General features: G+C 61.5%; 12 protein-coding genes and 6 pseudogenes. 7 read left to right on the forward strand and 11 right to left on the reverse strand.

The window, feature by feature from the left end; all coding sequences use genetic code 11:
- Position 1: 1 nt before the first annotated feature.
- The 4 genes and pseudogenes from tnpA to HN018_RS25740 all read right to left on the reverse strand — a co-directional run bounded on the left by tnpA (position 2) and on the right by HN018_RS25740 (position 5,941).
- Complete coding sequence (gene tnpA / locus HN018_RS25725; protein ID WP_172443548.1) at positions 2-412, reverse strand: IS66-like element accessory protein TnpA; 411 nt, start codon at positions 410-412, stop codon at positions 2-4.
- Between the two features lie 76 nt (positions 413-488).
- A pseudogene (locus HN018_RS25730) lies at positions 489-911 on the reverse strand (IS6 family transposase); the annotation flags it as partial.
- Positions 912-1,020: 109 nt separating this feature from the next.
- Positions 1,021-1,506, reverse strand: coding sequence for an RpiB/LacA/LacB family sugar-phosphate isomerase (locus tag HN018_RS25735; protein WP_171837383.1), 486 nt, complete (start codon positions 1,504-1,506; stop codon positions 1,021-1,023).
- Between the two features lie 97 nt (positions 1,507-1,603).
- A complete protein-coding gene (locus HN018_RS25740) occupies positions 1,604-5,941 on the reverse strand; it encodes a chemotaxis protein CheB (RefSeq protein WP_239479426.1) in 4,338 nt (1,445 codons plus the stop codon).
- 317 nt (positions 5,942-6,258) lie between these two features.
- Between HN018_RS25740 and HN018_RS29285 the strand changes: the two genes are divergently transcribed.
- Positions 6,259-6,663, forward strand: coding sequence for a winged helix-turn-helix domain-containing protein (locus HN018_RS29285; protein WP_171837385.1), 405 nt, complete (start codon positions 6,259-6,261; stop codon positions 6,661-6,663).
- A 136-nt stretch (positions 6,664-6,799) separates the two neighbouring features.
- Here the strand turns inward: HN018_RS29285 and HN018_RS25750 are convergent.
- Positions 6,800-7,828: pseudogene (locus tag HN018_RS25750) on the reverse strand (IS110 family RNA-guided transposase).
- 87 nt (positions 7,829-7,915) lie between these two features.
- Between HN018_RS25750 and HN018_RS28905 the strand changes: the two are divergent.
- Positions 7,916-8,517, forward strand: a pseudogene (locus HN018_RS28905) (IS630 family transposase); the annotation flags it as partial.
- A gap of 130 nt (positions 8,518-8,647) precedes the next feature.
- Positions 8,648-8,863: pseudogene (locus HN018_RS25765) on the forward strand (ATP-binding protein); the annotation flags it as partial.
- 182 nt (positions 8,864-9,045) lie between these two features.
- Here the strand turns inward: HN018_RS25765 and HN018_RS25770 are convergent.
- The 3 genes and pseudogenes from HN018_RS25770 to HN018_RS25780 form a co-directional block, all read right to left on the reverse strand.
- Complete coding sequence (locus HN018_RS25770) at positions 9,046-10,137, reverse strand: cation diffusion facilitator family transporter (RefSeq protein ID WP_171837387.1); 1,092 nt, start codon at positions 10,135-10,137, stop codon at positions 9,046-9,048.
- An 89-nt stretch (positions 10,138-10,226) separates the two neighbouring features.
- Positions 10,227-11,399: an NAD(P)-dependent alcohol dehydrogenase gene (locus HN018_RS25775; protein ID WP_239479427.1), complete on the reverse strand. Its 1,173-nt coding sequence runs from the start codon at positions 11,397-11,399 to the stop codon at positions 10,227-10,229.
- 321 nt (positions 11,400-11,720) lie between these two features.
- Positions 11,721-12,439: pseudogene (locus HN018_RS25780) on the reverse strand (IS5 family transposase); the annotation flags it as partial.
- 759 nt (positions 12,440-13,198) lie between these two features.
- Between HN018_RS25780 and HN018_RS25785 the strand changes: the two are divergent.
- A complete protein-coding gene (locus tag HN018_RS25785) occupies positions 13,199-13,486 on the forward strand; it encodes a transposase (RefSeq protein WP_171837568.1) in 288 nt (95 codons plus the stop codon).
- Between the two features lie 87 nt (positions 13,487-13,573).
- On the opposite strand, the gene HN018_RS25790 is transcribed toward HN018_RS25785, so the two are convergent.
- From HN018_RS25790 to HN018_RS25800, 3 genes are all read right to left on the reverse strand, one after another.
- Positions 13,574-14,638 carry an AI-2E family transporter gene (locus HN018_RS25790; RefSeq protein WP_171837569.1) on the reverse strand — a complete coding sequence of 355 codons (1,065 nt, stop codon included), beginning with the start codon at positions 14,636-14,638 and terminating at the stop codon, positions 13,574-13,576.
- Entirely contained in the window at positions 14,635-15,099 is a 465-nt protein-coding gene (locus HN018_RS25795; protein ID WP_171837570.1) for a hypothetical protein, read from the reverse strand. The genes HN018_RS25790 and HN018_RS25795 overlap by 4 nt, the downstream gene beginning before the upstream one ends.
- A gap of 70 nt (positions 15,100-15,169) precedes the next feature.
- A complete protein-coding gene (locus HN018_RS25800) occupies positions 15,170-15,601 on the reverse strand; it encodes a hypothetical protein (protein ID WP_171837571.1) in 432 nt (143 codons plus the stop codon).
- A 216-nt stretch (positions 15,602-15,817) separates the two neighbouring features.
- On the opposite strand from HN018_RS25800, the pseudogene HN018_RS25805 reads away from it, so the two are divergent.
- The 3 genes and pseudogenes from HN018_RS25805 (at position 15,818) to HN018_RS25815 (ending at position 19,007) form a co-directional block, all read left to right on the forward strand.
- Positions 15,818-16,991 (forward strand): annotated as a pseudogene (locus tag HN018_RS25805) (IS3 family transposase).
- A 113-nt stretch (positions 16,992-17,104) separates the two neighbouring features.
- A complete protein-coding gene (locus HN018_RS25810; protein WP_171835747.1) occupies positions 17,105-18,124 on the forward strand; it encodes an IS481 family transposase in 1,020 nt (339 codons plus the stop codon).
- 52 nt (positions 18,125-18,176) lie between these two features.
- Positions 18,177-19,007 (forward strand): adenine nucleotide alpha hydrolase family protein, encoded by an 831-nt coding sequence (locus HN018_RS25815; RefSeq protein ID WP_171835746.1) that lies wholly within the window; start codon positions 18,177-18,179, stop codon positions 19,005-19,007.
- Positions 19,008-19,051: the final 44 nt, after the last annotated feature.

Here is a 19,051-nt window from a genome sequence, read left to right on the forward strand (position 1 = left end):
ATCACTCGCGCAGCGCCGCCAGCACGCGCCGCAACGCGCCGAGATTGACGTCGCTGCCAACGCGGACGTGTCGGCCATTGCCCAGCTCGATTTCGATGAGCCCGGACGTCGGCACGGATCGCATCGGCGCTACCGAGTGCGGTGCCGAATTGGATGGCATGGATTCCGTGGGAGCCACCCCGATCATCTGCACCGGCATGAACATCGCCATATCCGACGCCGCCCTCAGCACACCCTCACGCACCTGTCGTCGCCAGGTGAACAGAAGGCTTTCGCAAATATCATGGCGAGCCGCGACAGCGCGGATCGCAACACCAGGCTCCTGCGTCTCAGCAACAATGCGCAGCTTATCTGCCGTGCTCCAACGCCGCCGACCCTCACGCCCGGTGATGATCTCCATCACGCCATCCATCGAAACACCTCAAGCGCCACCTAAAGTAGCAACTTAAGGTGGCGACAGATTCACGCCCAGGCGGCCTTCAGCGGAGGGATACGTTGGAACCGCTCTTATCGATGGTGATCGTGCGGGGGACCCCATGCCGGCTGGCGGCCTTGCACAGGAAGCGGAGCGCCGCCTTGCGGTCGCGCTTAGCGGTCAAAAGGAAGTCCACCGTGGCGCCGGCCTTATCGACCGCACGATACAGATACTTCCAGGCTCCCTTGATCCGCACGTAGGTCTCGTCCATCCGCCAGCTGTCACCCACCAGGCGCTTGCGTCCAAGGAACGCCTTCTCCAACAGCGGCACATATTTAAGAACCCAGCGATGCAAGGTCGAGTGATCGACCTCCACACCGCGCTCCTGCATCATCTCTTCGATCTGGCGGTAGCTGAGCGGATACGCCACATACCAGCGCACCCCCCACAGGATCACGTCACGCTTGAAGTGACTGCCCTTGAACTCAATCGCCATCGTCCGCCCAGCCTGAATTGGGCCCTAGATCCTATACCAAACATCGGTAGCGAAAAACTTGCGACAGAACCAGCCCGCGCACGGGCGCGGATCGCCGCCACCGATTGAGCTACCCGGTGACCGGCTCGCCCACCCTGGCTTCGTGGCCGGACGGAGTTTCCAGCGCGCTCACTTCCGCAATCCGACGGTTGTGCCGGGCTATTCCGCTAAAGCGCGCAGCGAGGAAGATGTTTACCAGCTCCGTCGCCAGCCTGATCCCGATGACCTTGCCCCCGAAGCAGATGACGTTCATGTCGTCATCCTCGACGCCCTGCCGCGCCGAGAAAGGATCATTCACCAGGGCTGCCCGGATGCCGGCGACCTTGTTGGCCGCGATGGACGCGCCCACTCCGCTGCCGCATAGGGCAATTCCCCGCTCGACGGTTCCCTCGACGACGGCCCGCGCCAGCGGGATCACAAACATCGGATAGTCATCGGCGCTGTCTAGAGTTTTTGCGCCGAAATCGACGACCTCATGCCCGCCGACACGAAGCATCGCGGCAAGTTCGGACTTCAGCTGCCACCCACCATGATCTGCGGCAATACCGATTTTCATGAGGCGGCTCCTGGTTGATGCGGGTGGTTTCCGGCGTAGGCCGGAGCCCCGGACTTCAGTCGGGCTTCCGGGCCCGTCGCCGAACTTCCCACTAAAATCAAGCGGCGTCCGGGACATTGGCCTTTGCGTCCCAAGTGCCGGCTAGCACTAACCTCGCAAGTGCAGGAAGCGACGCCGCACCAGTCCTGCGCATGATTGAGGCACGGTGATTTTCTACCGTCCGCTGGCTGATAGCGAGATCTGCCGCTATATTTTTGCTCGGCTCGCCAGCAACCACCCGAGTCATAATTTCGCGCTGCCTTGGCGTAAGAGAGGCTATATTGCGGGCTGCATCCTCTCGCCAGACGACCTGCTTGCTCTTGTCGCGAGCCTGATCCAGAGCGCGATCGATGCTGGCCAGCAGATCGGCTTGGCCAACCGGTTTTTCAATAAAGTCTAAGGCACCGGCCTTCATGGCCATTATTGCCATTGCGACGTCGCTCCTACCAGTAATCATGATAGCCGGCAGGTGGCTGGACGCAGTCTGCAAATGACGGAGTAGATCCAAACCGCTCATTCCCGGTAGGTAGGCGTCGATCAGCAGGCATCCCGTATCGCCATGACGGTATGATGCCAGGAATGCCTCGCCGTTGGCAAAATCCTCAACAGTACGTCCATCGTCCTCTAGCACCGACCGGAGGGCTGACCGAATATGAGCATCGTCGTCGACCACAAAGACCGTAGAAGGTTTTTTGGATACCGCGGGACGCTCCGGTTTTGGGATTGACGCATGTCGTTTCACGTCGAGGCACAGCATCTCCGCTATAGTTCGTATCAGCTCGTCGCGCTTTGCAGGCTTGTTGAGTTGCACACAACCTTCCGCCGCAACTTCACGCATTGTTTTGCTTGAGATATCGCCGGTAAGAATGATGGCCGGCACTGCCTTTCCGACGACCTGTCGTAAGCGGCCAACCGCCTGGATGCCGTTCAGGCCACCGGGGAGATTAAAATCGACCAGCAGCAGATGCGGCACTCCCGACGCATTCTGCACCAGCTTTATCGCGGCTGGACCATCTCGTGCCGTTAGGGCGCGGTAGCCCTCGGTCTCCAGCAGCATGCCGAGCAGTTCGCGTAAGTCGGGATCGTCCTCAATGATCAGGATCGTGCTGGGTGGGTGTTCGACAAGTGCCTTACCGCTGCTTTTTAAGTCCGATCGCGTTGTTTCCGCAAAAGAACCGCTCGTCGCGAGGGGTATCTCGATAGCAAACATCGATCCCTTTCCTTCCCGGGAGGTGACCCGGACGCGATGACCCAGAAGGATCCCCAACCTCTGTACGATCGACAGCCCGAGGCCGAGGCCGCGGCTGCGTTCCCGAGCGTCGTTCCCGACCTGATGATACTCCTCGAAAATTGCCTGTATCTCGCCCTGTGGGATGCCGATACCAGTGTCCCAGACTTCTACGCTAAGCATGGGGCCTTTCCGGCGGCAGCCGAGCAGGACTCTCCCCGTCTCGGTATATTTCAATGCATTTCCGAGCAGGTTGCGGATCATCTGCCTGAGTAGTTTCGGATCACTATACACTTCTTGGGAGCAGTCGACGACGCTAAACTGCAGGCCTTTTGCCGTGGCTGGATAAAGAAACTCGTCCCGTTTTCTTGCAAGCAATTCACCTATATTGAACTGTTGCAAATCTGCCGGGATGACCCCGCCCTCAATCTGATTGATGTCAAGCAGAGCGTCCAGCATCACCGCCATCGAGCCGAGGGTGTCGTCTTGTCGGGCGATGAGATTTTGCGCCTTGTCGCCCTGTACCGTCTTGGCGAGGAGACCTTGCAACAGCGATAACGTCTGCAACGGCTGACGCAAGTCATGGCTCGCAGCTGCGAGGAACCGCGACTTGGCCCTGTTGGCGATATCAGCCTCGCGCCTGGCTTCGTCGACCGCGCCGGCGGCGCGCTTTCGGCTGGTGATATCGTTGAACGTGATAACCACGCCTTCGACTCGGCCGCCATGCGTCAGGTACGGCAGGATCCGGCGACGAAACCACTGCCCGCTGGCCGCCTCGATCTCACGTTCGGCAGGATCGAGACTTGCCAGAACGGTGATGGCGTCGCCCGCCAATGCACCGTCGGCCGCCAGAGAGTGAAGGTCGGCGAGCGGACGACCGACATCTCCGGGCAGAATGGCGAACAGCGATCGCGTCGCAGGCGTGAAAAAGCGGATGCGGAGATCGCGATCAAGGAACAGGGTTGCAATGTTCGTACTGTAGAGCACGTTCTGCAGGTCGTACGCCGTCGATCGTTGCCGGTCCAGCGTCTCCTGCAGTTGGCTGTTCAACGCAGTCAGCTCCTCGTTGAGCGACTGCAGTTCCTCCTTAGAGGCCAGCAATTCCTCGTTGGTCGACTGGAACTCCTCGTTGACGGAAACCGCGTCTTCGTTGACCGCCTTCTGCTCTTCAGCGGATAACTCAAGATCGCGGAGGGCAGCCTGAAGGTCCCTCCGCGTCGTTTCGAGTTCAAGCTCAAGCTCGGCAAACTGTGGCGGATTGCGAGTGATCGCATTGCCGTCAACCAGCGCAGCCCGTGGTGCGGGAACGAAGCAGACCAGCAGCAATGCTTCGCCATCGTCCAGCACCGGCTGCGCCTCGATGATGACCTGCTCGGCGTGGCACTCGACGGCGATGCGGGTTTTATCGCGCCGAGAGCGATCGATCGCTGTTCGCAGCTTCGCGCGCAGGCCGGACCGTACGGTCATGAGAAGGTCGTGCGTGGGATGGCCGGTTGCAAGGCGAAGGTAGCGGTCTGTGGGGCCAAGCGAAAAAACGCTTTCATTGGCCTGATTGATCAATACGGCTGCCGGCGCGTATCCGTCCAGCACGAGCCGGCGGCCGAGATCGGCAAGCGCCACTTGGCGCGATGGTGGCCGCACGACCACCGCTTGGCGCAGCCGCAAACCCGCACCAGTCGGGATGGCCAGGCTGAGCCTGTCCACGCGTCCTACGCGGCGGTAGATCCGCTGATCCTTTGCGACAGCCTCGAAGCGGCCGTTGGCGCTGCCGGGCGTCTCGACGGGCCCCAGCACCAGAAACCCCTCTTCGGAGAGCGCGAAATGGAAGAGCGAGATAGCTTTTTCCTGCGCGTCGGGTTGAAAGTAGATCAACAGGTTACGGCAGGAAATCAAATCCAGCCGAGAAAAAGGCGCGTCGGAGAGCACATCCTGCACGGTGAAGACGACCAGGGCGCGAAGCTCGGCAGACACACGCCAGATATTGCCTTCCTGCGAAAAGAACCGGCTCAGACGATCGGTTGACACGCTCTGAACGATCGTGTCGGGATAGGCGGCATCTCGAGCCGTCGCGACAGCGTCTGCATCGATGTCTGAGGCAAACAGCTGCACCCGAACAGGATGCTCGGACCGGGCGATCTCCTCCTGGAAGAGCATCGCGAGCGAATAGACTTCTTCACCCGTACTGCATCCAGGAACCCAGACCCGCAGATGCCGGTCAGCCGGATGCTGTCGCACCATGCTGGGAATGATATGCTCCGCCAGGTAGGCAAACACCGCAGGATCTCGGAAAAACCCGGTGACATGGATCAGCAGGTCCTTTGCCAGTAGATCAAGCTCGTCACCATCCTGGCGCAGCAGTTGAAGGTAGCGGCCGATGTCATGTGGCGCAATTCCGGCGAGCGCCATGCGCCGCTCAGCGCGGCGTTGCAGCGTACCGTGCTTATACTCGCTGAAATTATGCCGGGTGTTGGATCGCAGCAACGCGATGATGTCGGCTAAATCGGGCTGCTTTGGCCCGGTTTGAGGGTGCAGGGTTTGAGGTGGTGACGGCGGAAGATCCTTGTGAAGCCAATCCGTCAATGCGGACGGGATAACGCCGACCGGTAGTACCCGGTCGGCCATCCCGGTGGCGATCGCGCTCTGCGGCATCCCGTCATAAGCTGCCTCGTCAGGATCCTGTACAATCACGAACCCCCCGGCCTTCTTAATGGCAACCAACCCCACGCTGCCGTCCGCGCCTGTGCCAGATAGGATGATGCACGCAGCCCTTGGGCCGTAACTCTCCGCTAGGGATTGCAATAGAAAATCGAATGTGAGCCGCGTGCCATCCTTACCCCGTCGCGGGGTTAGGTGCAGTGCATTGTGAGCCACGGACAGGTCGGTTCCGGGGGGGATGACATACAAATGGTCTGCCGCCAGCGGCAATCCATCTGCCGCCTCGCAGACGGTCAGGCCGGTTCGCGCAGCTAGAAGCTCTGTCATCATGCTGGCATGCGTCGGGTCAAGGTGCTGCACGAATACGAATGCCACCCCGCAACCAGGCTGGATTGCCGCCACCAGTTTCGTGCAGGCTTCAAGGCCACCCGCTGATGCGCCGATACCGACGACGGTAAGGCTTGCCGAGTCGATTACGGGATATTGCAGGGCAGCGGGCTCTGCATTGACCAAGATCGGCTTCGGTCTGGGTGGAGACGCTTGGCGTCGAGGCATGTCCAGTGTTCCTGCTGCTATTCGTATCGAAAACGGTGGTAAGTCACGGTAGGAGCAAGTCTCCCCTCAAGCGAGGATTCCGTAAGTGTTTTCCGACCTTCCACCATTGCCAATACCGCGCCTGGAGCCTAGCACGATCTCCCAGAGTCGAAAGTTCTTCCCCGACGCGGAGCCGATCTGATTCACCATGTTGGCTGGATTGGAGGCCAGCATGGATGGGACGGACACTTTCTCAGGACCTTCGAGACCGGGTAATCGCCGCCGTGGATGGTGGCATGTCGCGCAATGCCGCCGCTGCGCGGTTCGGCGTGGCAGTAGCGACAGCGGTCCGTTGGGTTCGGGCCCGGCGGACGGAGGGACTGCCAACACCGCGGCCCAAGGGCGACGACCTGCGCTTCCAGCGGATCGAGAGCTACCGGGTGGTGATCCTCGCGGCTATCGACGCGCAGGTGGATATAACTCTCGTCGAGCTCTCTGAGCTGCTACGTGAGCGGCATGGTGCGTCGTTCGCGCCAAGCACGATCTGGCGTTTCCTCGACCGCCACGGGATGACCTTAAAAAACGTATGGCCCGCCCAGTCTGCAAGCGATCTTTGCGATCTGGTCAGTCTACGCCAACGTATCCAATCTCGGGACATTGTCCCGGCCAAGATGGAGGTCCGCACGTCCCGGTCCTCATAAAAACATCGGCGTCGAGCGCCATTTTTTGAACCAGGTTTCCAGAACACCAATCAACTCTCAGGCCACCTCGCATTAACCACCCGCAGACGCCATCAACCGTCCACGCCGGGTAAGCGCGGCCGGCCAATTCTATTGATTATGACACCGTTGCAGTCGTGAGCTCGAACCTCCGCCCACTCCGAAGCACTGCGCAGATGATCCGTACCAGCTTGGCGGCCAGCGCCACCACTACGGTGTTCACGTGCGCTGGCGCGAGCAAGCCGCGCAACCAGCCACCCATCGGGGTCTCACCCTTGGATAGCGACGGCAAGGCTGCACACGCACAGTGGATCAGCATCTTGCGCAGGTAGCCGTTACCGCGCTTGGTTATTCCCAGAAGCTTCGGCTTGCCGCCGGTCGTCATCTGCTTGGGCACCAGCCCCGGCCAGGCGGCCAGGTCGCGTCCACGCCCGAAAGTCTAGGGGTTGCCGATGGCGGCCGCCAGCCCCGTCGCGTTCAGCGGGCCGATACCCGGGATCGTGGTCAAGAGGCGGGCGGTCTCGTTGGTGCGCGCCTTTACTGCGAATTCGGCGTCAAAACCCTCGATACGGCGATCCAGCCCGCTCCACTCGAGACGCAGATCGTCGACCAGCAGCCGGGTTCTTGCACTCAACCCAACGCCTTATCCGGCCAAAAGCGCCTCGAGGTGCAGTTCCACCTTGCGCCGTCCCTGCGGCACGATGATCCCACGCTCAAGCAGGATGGCGCGCAGCTGGTTGATCAGGGCGGTTCTCTCGCCGACCAGCCGGTCGCGGGCACGGTGCAGGCTCTGCATGTCGAGCTGTGTCTCACTCCTCAGCGTCACGAACCGCATCGTCGACCGCGTTGCCGCTTCGGCGATCGCCTCGGCATCCCGGTCATCATTCTTCTGAGCCGTGACGTAGGGTCGGACATATTCCGGCGACATCAGCCGAACCTCGTGTCCTTGATCGCGAAATATCCGGCCAAGATGGTGCGCGCCACAGCAGGCCTTCATTGCCATCACGCTGCTGGGCACGCTCGCTGCAAGCTTCAGGACGCCATCACGGTGGAGGCGACGCTTCAGGACAACGCACCCGGTTGTATCCAGCCCCACGACACTGCAGCTGTTCTTGCAGAGGTCGATACCCAATACTGCAATCTGCATTAGCCCAGCTCCTGTTTCTCCGGTTGCCCAAACAGCTTAGCGCTCCAGTTTTCGGTGTCGGAGAGATAAGGGGCGGGCCATCTCCTAAAAACAGCACACGCCAGCGAGCAGGAGCGGCCGGGCGTCGCCGTGCGCAGGCAGGCCTGGTTCGACGCCCAGCCAGACCTCGACCCGGCCCGTCTGGTCTTCATCGATGAAACAGGTGTTTCCACCAAGATGGCGCGCCTGCGCGCCCGCGCCCGGCGTGCTCACCGCTGCCGCGCGCCTGTTCCGCACGGGCACTGGAAGACCACCACCTTCACGGGCGCACTCCGGCTCTCCGGCATGACGGCACCAATGGTGCTCGACGGTCCGATGAACGCCGAGGCGTTCCATGCCTACATCCAGCAGGTGATCGTCCCGACGTTGTGCTCAGGCGACATCGTCGTGATGGACAACCTGGCCGCCCATATAGAGATGTTGCCTTTCGCGCCATGATCGATGCTGCAGGAGCCACGCTTCGATACCTGCCGCCCTACTCACCGGACTTCAATCCGATCGAGAACGCGTTCGCCAAGCTGAAGGCGGTGCTGCGCAAGGCAGCCGCTCGGACCATCGATGACCTCTGGAACGCCATCCGCGACGCGCTCCCAACCTTCAGCCAACGCGAGTGCGAAAATTACTTCACGGCCGCAGGCTACGTGCCGGAACGATCAGACTCTGCTCTAGCATGCGGAACGGATAATTATCCCGGTCGAACCCAAGCTGGCCTGCGGGCCTTTGCTCATGCGACTGGCCGTGCCGTTGCTTCGCCACGAACGGCACAAGACTATCGCACCGCCCTTCGCCCGCTCGGGCGGTCAGCTGCTTTTCCACCTGATCAGCAAGCTCTACCGACAGACCTCGGGGTTCATCACCACCAACCTGATATTCGGCGAATGGCCCACTGTGTTCGGCGATCCCAAGACGACGACTGCGCTGCTCGACCGGATTACCCATCACTGCGACATCGTCGAGACCGGCAACGACAGCTGGCGCTTCAAGCACCGCAGCTAACACCACATAAATGATCCTTCGCGCTGCTTGCGCCCATCATCGACGCCGGCCAGCGCAATAAGGGGGTCCCTTTTGCATGCCGATCCGGGGGCCCGGTTCGACGCTAATTTACAGGCCTGCTGTATGGAATCCTACACGGACCAACTCGCCGATCAAATCACGTCCCGATCGCCTGCATCCTATCACACCTCGACCGCGGGAACGGCGCCTTTTGAAGTCATCGGCGGGACACGACGCCGCCGCAGCCATGACCTCGGAGCGAGTAAAGGCAACCTCAGGCGGAAGGGCCAACTTCGACGACGCTTGGGCGCACCTTCAACCGGATCTCCAAACCGATCACGTCGCTGTGCACTATAGGTCTTGTCGGTCTGCGGTTTGATGAACAAAACGACCACCTCAGGATGAGCCGCGCGGACATGTTGCTCGAGGGCAATCACTTGTTGCTCGACTTGCAAAATCGTCCGCTCGTCAGAAAATTCCAGGCTGAGTGCGGCCAAGATCTGATCAGGAGAGAGCTGGACCGTCATTAGACCGTTCGCACGTGTGACGAATGGCTCGGCGGCAGCGATTGCCAGGATCGAGTGTGACAAATGCGGATCAGCACGCTCGCCTATCAGCAAGCTTTTGCTTTCGCGCGCCAGCAGGACAGCCGTCCCACCTAGGATCACGCCGATGACGATCGACGCCACGCCGTCCAAATAGGGTTGGTGGAATGCGACGGCAGAAGCGGTTCCAATTGCTGCGACTATGAGCCCCAACAGGGCCGCGCTGTTCTCGAACAGGATCATGAACGATGGTGGATCCTTGCTGGCGCGAAAGGCCGCGTAAACACCAAGATCACCGCTGGCGGCGTCGAACTGCTTAAAGGACACCAGCCATGCCCATCCTTCCAGCCCAAACGCGACGCCAAGCACCAAATAGTTGATCAATGGATGCTGGATCGGTTCGGGGTGAAGTACGTGGTTGATGCCTTCAAAGACGGCAAATCCCGCGCCCAAGGCGAAAACCAGGAGGGCGACGATGAAGCTCCAAAAGTAGAGCTCGCGCCCGTAGCCCAATGGGTGTTCGATATCGGGCCGGCGCCCGGCGCGGCAAATGCCGTAGAGAAGCAGGATTTCGTTCCCCGCATCGACGAAGGAGTGGATCGCTTCGCTCGTCATGGCGGAACTGCCGGTCCACAGCGCGGCAGCGGACTTAGCCAGCGCGACTAGCACGTCTCCAGCCAAAGCGGTACGGACGGCCGGTGTAGAGGAATTTTTGCGTCTTGCTACCATGAGTTTGTCCGACGAACTTGCGGCCCAAAGGCGGCGGCTTAGTCAATAGCTTTCGGTCGAGTTCGGAGTGCAAAGCGTGTTAGGCCGCCTCATCCAATCCGATCCGAGGCGAGATCAATGACGAAGCGATAGCGCACGTCCTTGCGTTCGACCCGAAGGTAAGATTCGTCGATCTGATCGGGGCGGATAAGCTCGATCTGCGGCCGAATGGCATTGGCGCTGCAATAGTCGACCACCTCCTGCGTCTCTGGCATCCCGCCGATGCAGGACCCTGCGATCGAGCGCCGTTGATTCCACAAGGCCCCGCCACTGACGCCCGCAATTACGCCAGGCGCGCCTACGTTGACGAAAATATCGTCCTGTCGGAGCCGCGGCAGGAAGGGTGCGACGTCGAACGGGAGAGGAATGGTTGAAAGCAGGAAATTGAAGCGGTTAGCCATCTGTTCGGCCAGCGGGATCGGATCGGTCGCAGCCGGTTGCCACACAACGACGTCCTTGGCGCCCATGGCATAAGCGTCCTTGGCCTTGTCCGCACTTGTCGTGAAGACGGTCGCTTTGGCGCCGCGATGGACCGCGAGCTTCAGTGCCGTATGCCCCAGCCCACCGAGCCCGATCACCGCGAAGCGTTGGCCCGAACCCAAGCGCCAATGCTGCATCGGGGAAAAGGTCGTGATGCCCGAGCACAACAACGGCGGGGTGAACGCCAGGTCCGCACCATCGGGAATTTTGACGACGAAGCGTTCGCGCACCACGATCCGTTCGGCATAGCCGCCGTAAGTACGCCCGGGACCACGCGGGTCGGGCGAGGCATAGGTCACCGTCGTGCCCTTAGTGCAATATTGCTCCAGACCCGCCTTGCAGCTGTCGACCATGCAGCCTACCCCGGCAAAATCTCCGGGCGAGAACCGGGTAACCGCTTGGCCGACGGCAGATACCCGACCCACAAACTCGTGCCCTGGCACCATTGGAAACGGCTGTTCGCCCCATTCCCCGCGGATCATGTGGATATCGCTATGGCACACGCCACAATAGAGAATGTCGATGGCGACATCGTCCGGCAGGCGCGCGCGGCGGTCGATGTTCATGCTGTGGATCGGCCCGTTGCTGTAAAGCGCGCCATAAGCACGGGTAGGGGCGCCATGATGCTCGACGATCTGCGACGCGTCGCTCCGTGTCCACACGGTTTCCGTTCTGTCGGCGAATTTCTCCAGAAAGAATGTATCGGTCACAACGGTATCCATGGTTTCGCGGGTGCCAGCCATGCCCAGCCGTTCGATCGCGACAAGCAGGGACGGGACTGCGCCAAGGCGCCCCCGCCCAACAGGATCGGAAACTACCTAGGGACCGAGGATTCGAGGGGAGCGCCGCGACGTACGGGCATCTCCGCATTGTCCGCAGGTCACGACATATCCTTCGGCGGGTAGATCGCGCGTGTGAGAGAACGCCCGACCATACACGCATGTTTCAGCGAACCGCCTGCGTCGGCTTTAGAGCGCCTTTCAAAACCTCTTCTGCAGCGTGTTGAAGCAGATCAATGAGCAGGCGAGAGCGGTGAATGCGTGGTGGATATCGCTTCTGCGCTCGTAGCGCGTGACGAGCCGGCGGTAGCGGTTGATCCACGCGAAGGTCCGCTCGATGACCCACCTGTGTCGGCCCAGCTTCTCGCTGGTCTCGACGCCGCGCCGGGCGATGCGGGGTGAGATCCCACGGCGGCGGCAGGCCTGGCGGCAACGTCGGTGATCGTAGGCCTTGTCGGCGTGCAGCTTGTCCGGCCGGTGTCGTGCCCGGCCCGGCTTGCCGCCGATCGGCAGGATGCTGTCGAGCAGTTCCTCGAACGGCATGCTGTCGTTGGTGTTGGCGCCGGTCAGTATGAAGGCGAGCGGGATGCCGCTCCGGTCCGTGACGAGATGGCGTTTCGTGCCGAGCCTGCCTCGATCGGTCGGGTTTGGCCCTGTCTTGTCGCCCCCCTTTTTGCAGCCAGCGATGCGCTGTCCAGGCAGGCCCGGCTCCAGTCGATCCGGTCGGCCGCCCGCAGCCGACGCAGCAGTTCGCGGTGCAGTGCATCCCACACGCCCGCCTCTTGCCAATCCCGCAAGCGACGCCAGCACGTGATGCCCGAGCCGCACCCCACCTCAAGCGGTAGCATCTCCCACTGGATGCCGGTCCGTAGCACGAACAGGATCCCGGTCAGCGCCGCCCGATCCGGTACCCGCGGCCTGCCGCCCCGCGGTCGTGGCGGAGGCACGGGCAGCAACGGCTCGATGATCGACCAGAGGGCGTCGGAGACGAGAGGAGAAGCCATGTCTCCTCATGAATCAGATCGCCGGGCAGTACAAGGTTTTGAAAGGCGCTCTTAGCGTGGTGATGACCGTTGCCAGCACTGCAGTGCCTGCGAGGTCTGCGTAGATTCCGACGCTTTTCCGACTTCCAATCGACGCGGAGAACAGCGCTTTGGTCGCCCCATAGCCCGCGATGCAAAGGTTCATCATGTCCACGTCAATCATGCTTCCGTGAGAACAGTGAATTCGGCATCGATTTCAGCGGGCGGCGATATGTCTCGCTCCCACGGCCGCCCGATAAGAACGAATAGCGAAATGACAGGTCCGCCAATGGAAACCGAGTTGAAGCTTGATTTGGATGTGCAAGACGGGTCCACGGTCTATGCATCGCTGATCACGAGCTTCGGCCGTCCGACGGCGTAATCAGCAGCATCATGTTCGTGATCCGGGACGGCCTATGCCGGCGCGATGCGTCAAAGGAGTATGGACCGCACAAGACGATCTACAACCGCGTCATCAGTTGGAGCCGTCTGGGTGTATTCAACTGGATTTTTCGGCACTGGCCGCTAAGGCTGGCAAACCCGACCAGTTTACGATCGAAGCGACACACCTGAAGGCGCACCGGACGGCGGCAAACCATTTGGAAATGGCCTGTTCCCCACCGTATTGGACGCACAAAGGCCGCCTGAACTCAAAGCTCCACGCCGTCTGCGACGGCCAGGGCGGCCACTGGTCATGCTGCTTAGCGAAGGCCAGATGAGCGATTACAAGGGTGCGTACTCATGATCGAGGCACTCCCCGAGGCTAAGGCCATGCTCGCCGACCGGGGCTACGACGCCAATTGGTTCCGGACTGCGCTGACCGCGAGCGGCATCACTCCGTCCATCCCGTCAAAAGTCAATCACAAGGTGCCCGTCCCGCACAACCGCCCGCTCTACCGTCAACGTCACAGAATTGAGAACATGTTCGGCAAGCTCAATGACTGGCGCATCCACACCCGCTATTACCGCTGCGCCCACACCTTCATGTCAGCCATCTGCATCGCAGCGACCGTCATCTTCTGGCTGTGATCAATGAGTCCTGAGCCGAGGTGAAGGTGATACTTGCGGTCTGTAACAGCCCTCCTGGTCATTCATCGTTGCATGCGGTCCTTGCAATCAATGTGATTTCGCTGGAGGCAGCGGCTGATACGGCTTGGCACCCATCCATGCGGTCAGCATGGCAGAACTGACGGCGAGCAGCACCGGTCCCACGATGATGCCAACGAGGCCAAACCCCGCGACGCCGCCAACCACTCCCACAATGACCAGCAGCATCGGCACGTCGGCTTCACGACGGATCAGGAATGGCCGTAACAGGTTGTCGATGACGATCGCCACTATCGTGACGACGAGCAGCAGCGTCGCCAGTCCGCCGTCCCGGAAGACGTACATCCACAGTACTGCCGGGATTAGGATGACCCCCGGTCCCGCCTGCAGCAGGCAGACGACAAAAGTCATCGCCGCTAGGATCAAGGCGAACGGCACGCCGGTGCACCGCAGACCGACGAAGGCGATCACGGCCTCCACCACAGCCGTGACCACCACGCCGATGGCCACGGCACGAATAGCGCGACCAGCTAAGTCCACCAGATTGCGACCTTGTCTGCCAGCAAGGCTACCGCCGACCTGCATCGCCAGCTCGGCCGCCGCCTCGCCTTTGGCGTGCAGCATCGCGGTCATGATGAGCGTCAGGAGGAGCCGCACAGCCATTCCTCCGAAGCTGCCGACGAAGCAAAACGACCAATGTGCCACCTGCCCGGCATAGGGCCTGATGCGCGACGCCAGTTCCGGGATACCCGCGTCGCGCGCCTGCTGCCAGGTCGTGACGATATGAGGGCCGACGGCCGGAATGCGCGATAGCCAGCGCGGCGGCTGCGGGATACGGAACGCGCTGGCGGCAAGCACCAGGCGGGGGACCTCGTCGCGATGGGCAACCAAAGTTGTCACCGCCAACCAGAACGGAATCATGAACACCAGCAGCGCGATCAGCGTGGTGATGCCGACCGCCAGAGCGCGGCTGCGCCAGAGCACCGCCTGGATGCGCAGCAGCAGAGGCCATGTGGACACGACGATGGTCACCGCCAGAACGAACGCCGCCAGGAACGGCCGGATGATCCAGACGGAAGCCAGAATCAGGGCTGCCGCCGCCAGGGCTGCAGGCAGTGCAGACCTGTTGATCACTGTGCCCCTCGTGCCGCCTTCAGCGCATCGTTAATGAGCTCCTGAATAGTGATGTCGCGTTCAGCCGCCGCTTGGTGCAGCCAGCGGTGCATCGGCACCGACGCCCGGTAGGTCAGCGCCACCGTCGGTTCCGGCCGCACGAAGGCGAAGCTGTCCTGTCGCGGCTTGCGGGGAACACTGGCCTGGCCGTCGACCGCCGGCTCGAACAGCATGCTCTGCCCGGCAATGTCGACCTTGGGCATGCGCTCCCGCTCCAGCGTCACCATGCTGCGGTCGAGCGCGGTCTGAATGATGTGCTGGCCGGTTGTCGTGTAGCGCTGCACCAGCCGTTTCAGGCGGTCGTAGCGGGGTGGATCCAGCCGCACCGTGACGGGGATCGTCCCGAGCTTGCGGGGGTGACGCACGTCACCCTGAGCCTGGAGCTCAGTCTTCGAAGGATCCGTGATCTCAGAGATCTGCATGACGACTCCCGGTGCGACGCGTCCGACATGCTGAGTCTATGACGACGTGAATCCTCGATGCCAGCTCTCATTAGGCGGCCTCCCCTTCAACATGGATCGGCTGCCAGAGTGTCTGCTGCTCCAGCGTGAGACTCCCACCGCGCGCGAGCTCCAGCCCGGCGATCAGCGTGGCGGCCAGCGCTGCCTTGCGTCGCAGCGGTTGGTGCGTGCCGGTCTCTCCAGTGCGGTCCTCCGGCAGAAACCACTCCAGCGACACCCGCTCGGTCTGCGCCGGCAGCAATCGAGTGATTCGGGCAAGTGCGTCGGCGACCGTCCAGAACGGCAGCCGCCGCAGCTGAAAGGCGTCTGCGTGCGAGGGCAGCCGCAACGCCACGAGGCACGCCCTGAGCAGTGCTGTTAGATCGTCGCGCCCGGCGTCATCTGCCAGCCCGGCATCATCGGTGTCCTTGTCGTCGGCGCTGAGCTCAGACGTGTATCCGGCACCCTGCCCTGCCCATGCCACCTCCGCCTACCCGCGCGCGAACACGTCGCGTCCCAGCTGCGGTTGCCGGTCGAGCCAGTCCGCTGCCACAGTCATCTCGGCGTGGCTGATCCACTGCCGGCGCAGCCCCTCCGCTTCATCGCACGCCGCCTGGGCGCCCGGCGCATCGGGCGGCAGTGACCCTCCCCCGGTTTGGCGGACACCTCGTATAAGCTCCTAAGGGGGCGAGGTGTGATGATGACAAACAAGACGCGCCGTTCATTCACGGACGATTTCAAACGGGAGGCGGTGTCGTTGCTGGCATCGAGCGGACGGCCGCTCATCCAGGTTGCGGCCGGTTTGGGCATCCAGCCATCGATGTTGCGAAGCTGGCGGGGTCCAGCGAACGGTGTGGCGAGGCCATCGATCGGATCCAGTCTGCCAGCTTCGAAGATGGCGCCATCTGCCGATCAGCTGGAGATCCGTCGCCTTCGCCGTGAGCTCGAGTATGCGCAGATGGAACGCGACGTTTTAGAAGAGCCATCGGCATCTTCTCGGGTCCAGCGAAATGAGGTTCTGCTTTATCGAGGACAACCGGCAGGTCTACCCGGTCCGGCTCATGTGTGCGGTGCTTGAGGTCAGTGCCAGCGGCTACTATGCGTGGCGCGGACGGCCAGAAAGTGCACGTGTTGTTGCCGATCGCGACCTGACCGGGCGAATTCGTCACGTCCATGCCGACAACCGCGCCGTCTATGGCAGTCCGCACGTGCACGCGGCACTTTGTGCTCAGGGACAGCGGGTTGGCGTGAACCGTGTCGCCTGCTTGATGCGCCATCACGGCATCCAGGGCCGGTATTAGCGGCGGGGACCGCGCACGACCGACAGCCAGCACGCCCTGCCGCTAGCCCCAAACCTGCTCGACCGACAGTTCGAGGCACCTGCTCCCAACCGGACGTGGCTGGCCGATATCACCTCCGTTGCGACGTCCGAAGGATGGCTCTACCTGGCCGTCGTGCTCGACCTGTTCTCAAGGCGCGTGGTCGGCTGGTCGATGAGCGACACGATGCCGCAGGAACTGACCCTCGCCGCCCTGCAGATGGCGATCACCAACCGACGTCCAGCACCGGGCCTGCTTCATCATTCCGATCGTGGATCCTAATACGCGGCTCATGCCTATCGCCGGTTGCTCGCCGACACCGGCATGCTCTGCTCCATGAGCCGCAAAGGAAACTGCTGGGATAACGCGCCCATGGAAAGCTTCTTTGGCAGCATGAAAACAGAACTGGACGCTCGCCAGCCGTTCGAAACGCGCCTGGCTGCGAAGAATGCTGTGTTTGCTTTTATTGAAGGCTTCTACAACCGGACCCGGCTGCATTCAGCTATCGGATACCGCTCACCTGCTGATCTGGAACAAAGCGCTGCGGCTGCGTAAGCCGTAACCGGTGTCCACTTTGTCGGGGGAAGGTCAGTATCGTAACTCCACCTTAGCTGTTTCGTCCCAGGTTTTGATGGTGCATTCTTATCCGGTGGATGGAAGGAAGCATTATGGGCCAGGTTCTGCATGGCTGTGCCACAACGACTACGGCGATCCGTCGAGCGATACAGCATAGTCAAGAGAGCCTGAGGGCTCTTGCCCGGCGCTACGGCATCAACCAAAAAACCGTCGCAAAGTGGAAGCAGCGGACCTCAGTCACGGACCAGCCAACCGGTCCAAGAGACCTGAAATCGACCGTGTTGTCGGTTGAGGACGAGGCCATCATCGTGGCATTTCGTCGCCATACGCTGCTGCCGCTCGACGACTGCCTTTACGACCTGCAGGCCACCATCCCGTATTTGACCCGCTCGTCACTACATCGCTGTCTGCAACGCCATGGCATCTCTCGCTTGCCTGACGTCACCGGCGACAAGCCCGACAAGCAGAAATTCAAGGAATATCCGCTCGGCTACTTCCACATCGACATCGCCGAGGTCCGCACCGAGCAAGGCAAGCTCTACCTTCTCGTCGCCATCGACCGGACTTCGAAGTTTGCTTTCACCGAGCTGCATGAGAAAGCCACCAGGCAGGTCGCCGGCGACTTCCTCCGCGCCCTCATCAAAGCCGTGCCCTACAAAATCCACACCGTCCTGACAGACAACGGCACCCACTTCACAACACCCGGAAACGTCTGCTCGGCCGCGGCCGAGATCCGGGCCGCCATGGACAGCGGTCAACTCTTCCGGGCGCACTCGTTCGAGTATGCGTGCGCTCAGAACAACATCGATCACCGACTGACCAAGCCGCGCCACCCGTGGACCAACGGGCAGGTCGAACGCATGAACCGGACCCTCAAGGAAGCCACCGTCAAGCGATACCACTATGAGAGCCACGACCAGCTCAAAAGCCACTTGGCGGACTTCGTCACCGCCTATAATTTTGCCCGCCGCCTGAAGACCCTCAAGGGCCTCACACCTTATGAATTCATCTGCAAAACCTGGACAAACGAGCCACAGCGATTCATTGTAGACCCGATCCACCAAATGCCGGGACTAAACACTTTAGCCAACAGATCTAATAACCACCTCTAGCTACGCCCCTGCGGGCTACCAATTTTACCCCGAGCGCGGACGTTCGCAATTCATGACATATTCAAGCCTGATTGTGCTTCTCGACCCTGACAGACCGAACCAGGTCCTTCTTAAGGTCACCACGGAAGTTGCCGAGCTATTCGGTGCGCGTGTCATTGGTCTCGTTGCCAGCCACCCCCTGGCTGCGGACTACGGCGATAGTACGCGCGCCGGCGGGATGGCGGACCAGGACTACGCATCCCTGGAACGGCGAACGCTGGCGGTGAAGGCCGAATTCCACACGGCGATGAGTGGCAGAGTGCAGGACGTGCAGTGGCGTGCGATCATGACCTATGAGCCGCCCGCAGCCACCGTCGCCGTCCACGCACGAGCGGCCGACCTGATCCTGAGCGCTCCGGCGGCGCATGGCAGCTTGTTCGGCACGGCACGAGGATCCAGTCCCGGCGACCTCGTCATGCAAGCTGGGAGACCGGTCCTGCTTGTGCCGCCTTCAGCATCGGCACTGGATCTGGAGCGGGTTGTTGTCGGTTGGAAGGACACGAGAGAGACGCGGCGTGCGGTTCAGGACGCTCTTCCCTTTCTGAGGAAGGCCGGCCGGGTCGACGTTGTGGAACTGACTGAAGAGAAAGGGCTGCCCGAGGCACGCCTTCGGCTCGAAGATGTCGCCATATGGATGAGGCTTCATGGCGTGGCTGCAGACGCGGAGGCCATGACGGCCGCGGACAGCCGCGGCCGCGAACTTGACGATGTCGCAGCACAGAAAAACGCAGGAATGCTGGTGATCGGTGCTTACGGGCACAAGCGGATGCAGGAGGTACTTCTCGGTGGTGCGACACGCGACTTCTTGGCGCAACCCGGGCGCTGCTGCCTCTTCTCGCATTGAAACGCCCTCCGTTCGCGGCAGCATAGAGAACACGGTCATATCAA

This window comes from Lichenicola cladoniae (assembly GCF_013201075.1).
Taxonomy (GTDB): Bacteria; Pseudomonadota; Alphaproteobacteria; order Acetobacterales; family Acetobacteraceae; genus Lichenicola; species Lichenicola cladoniae.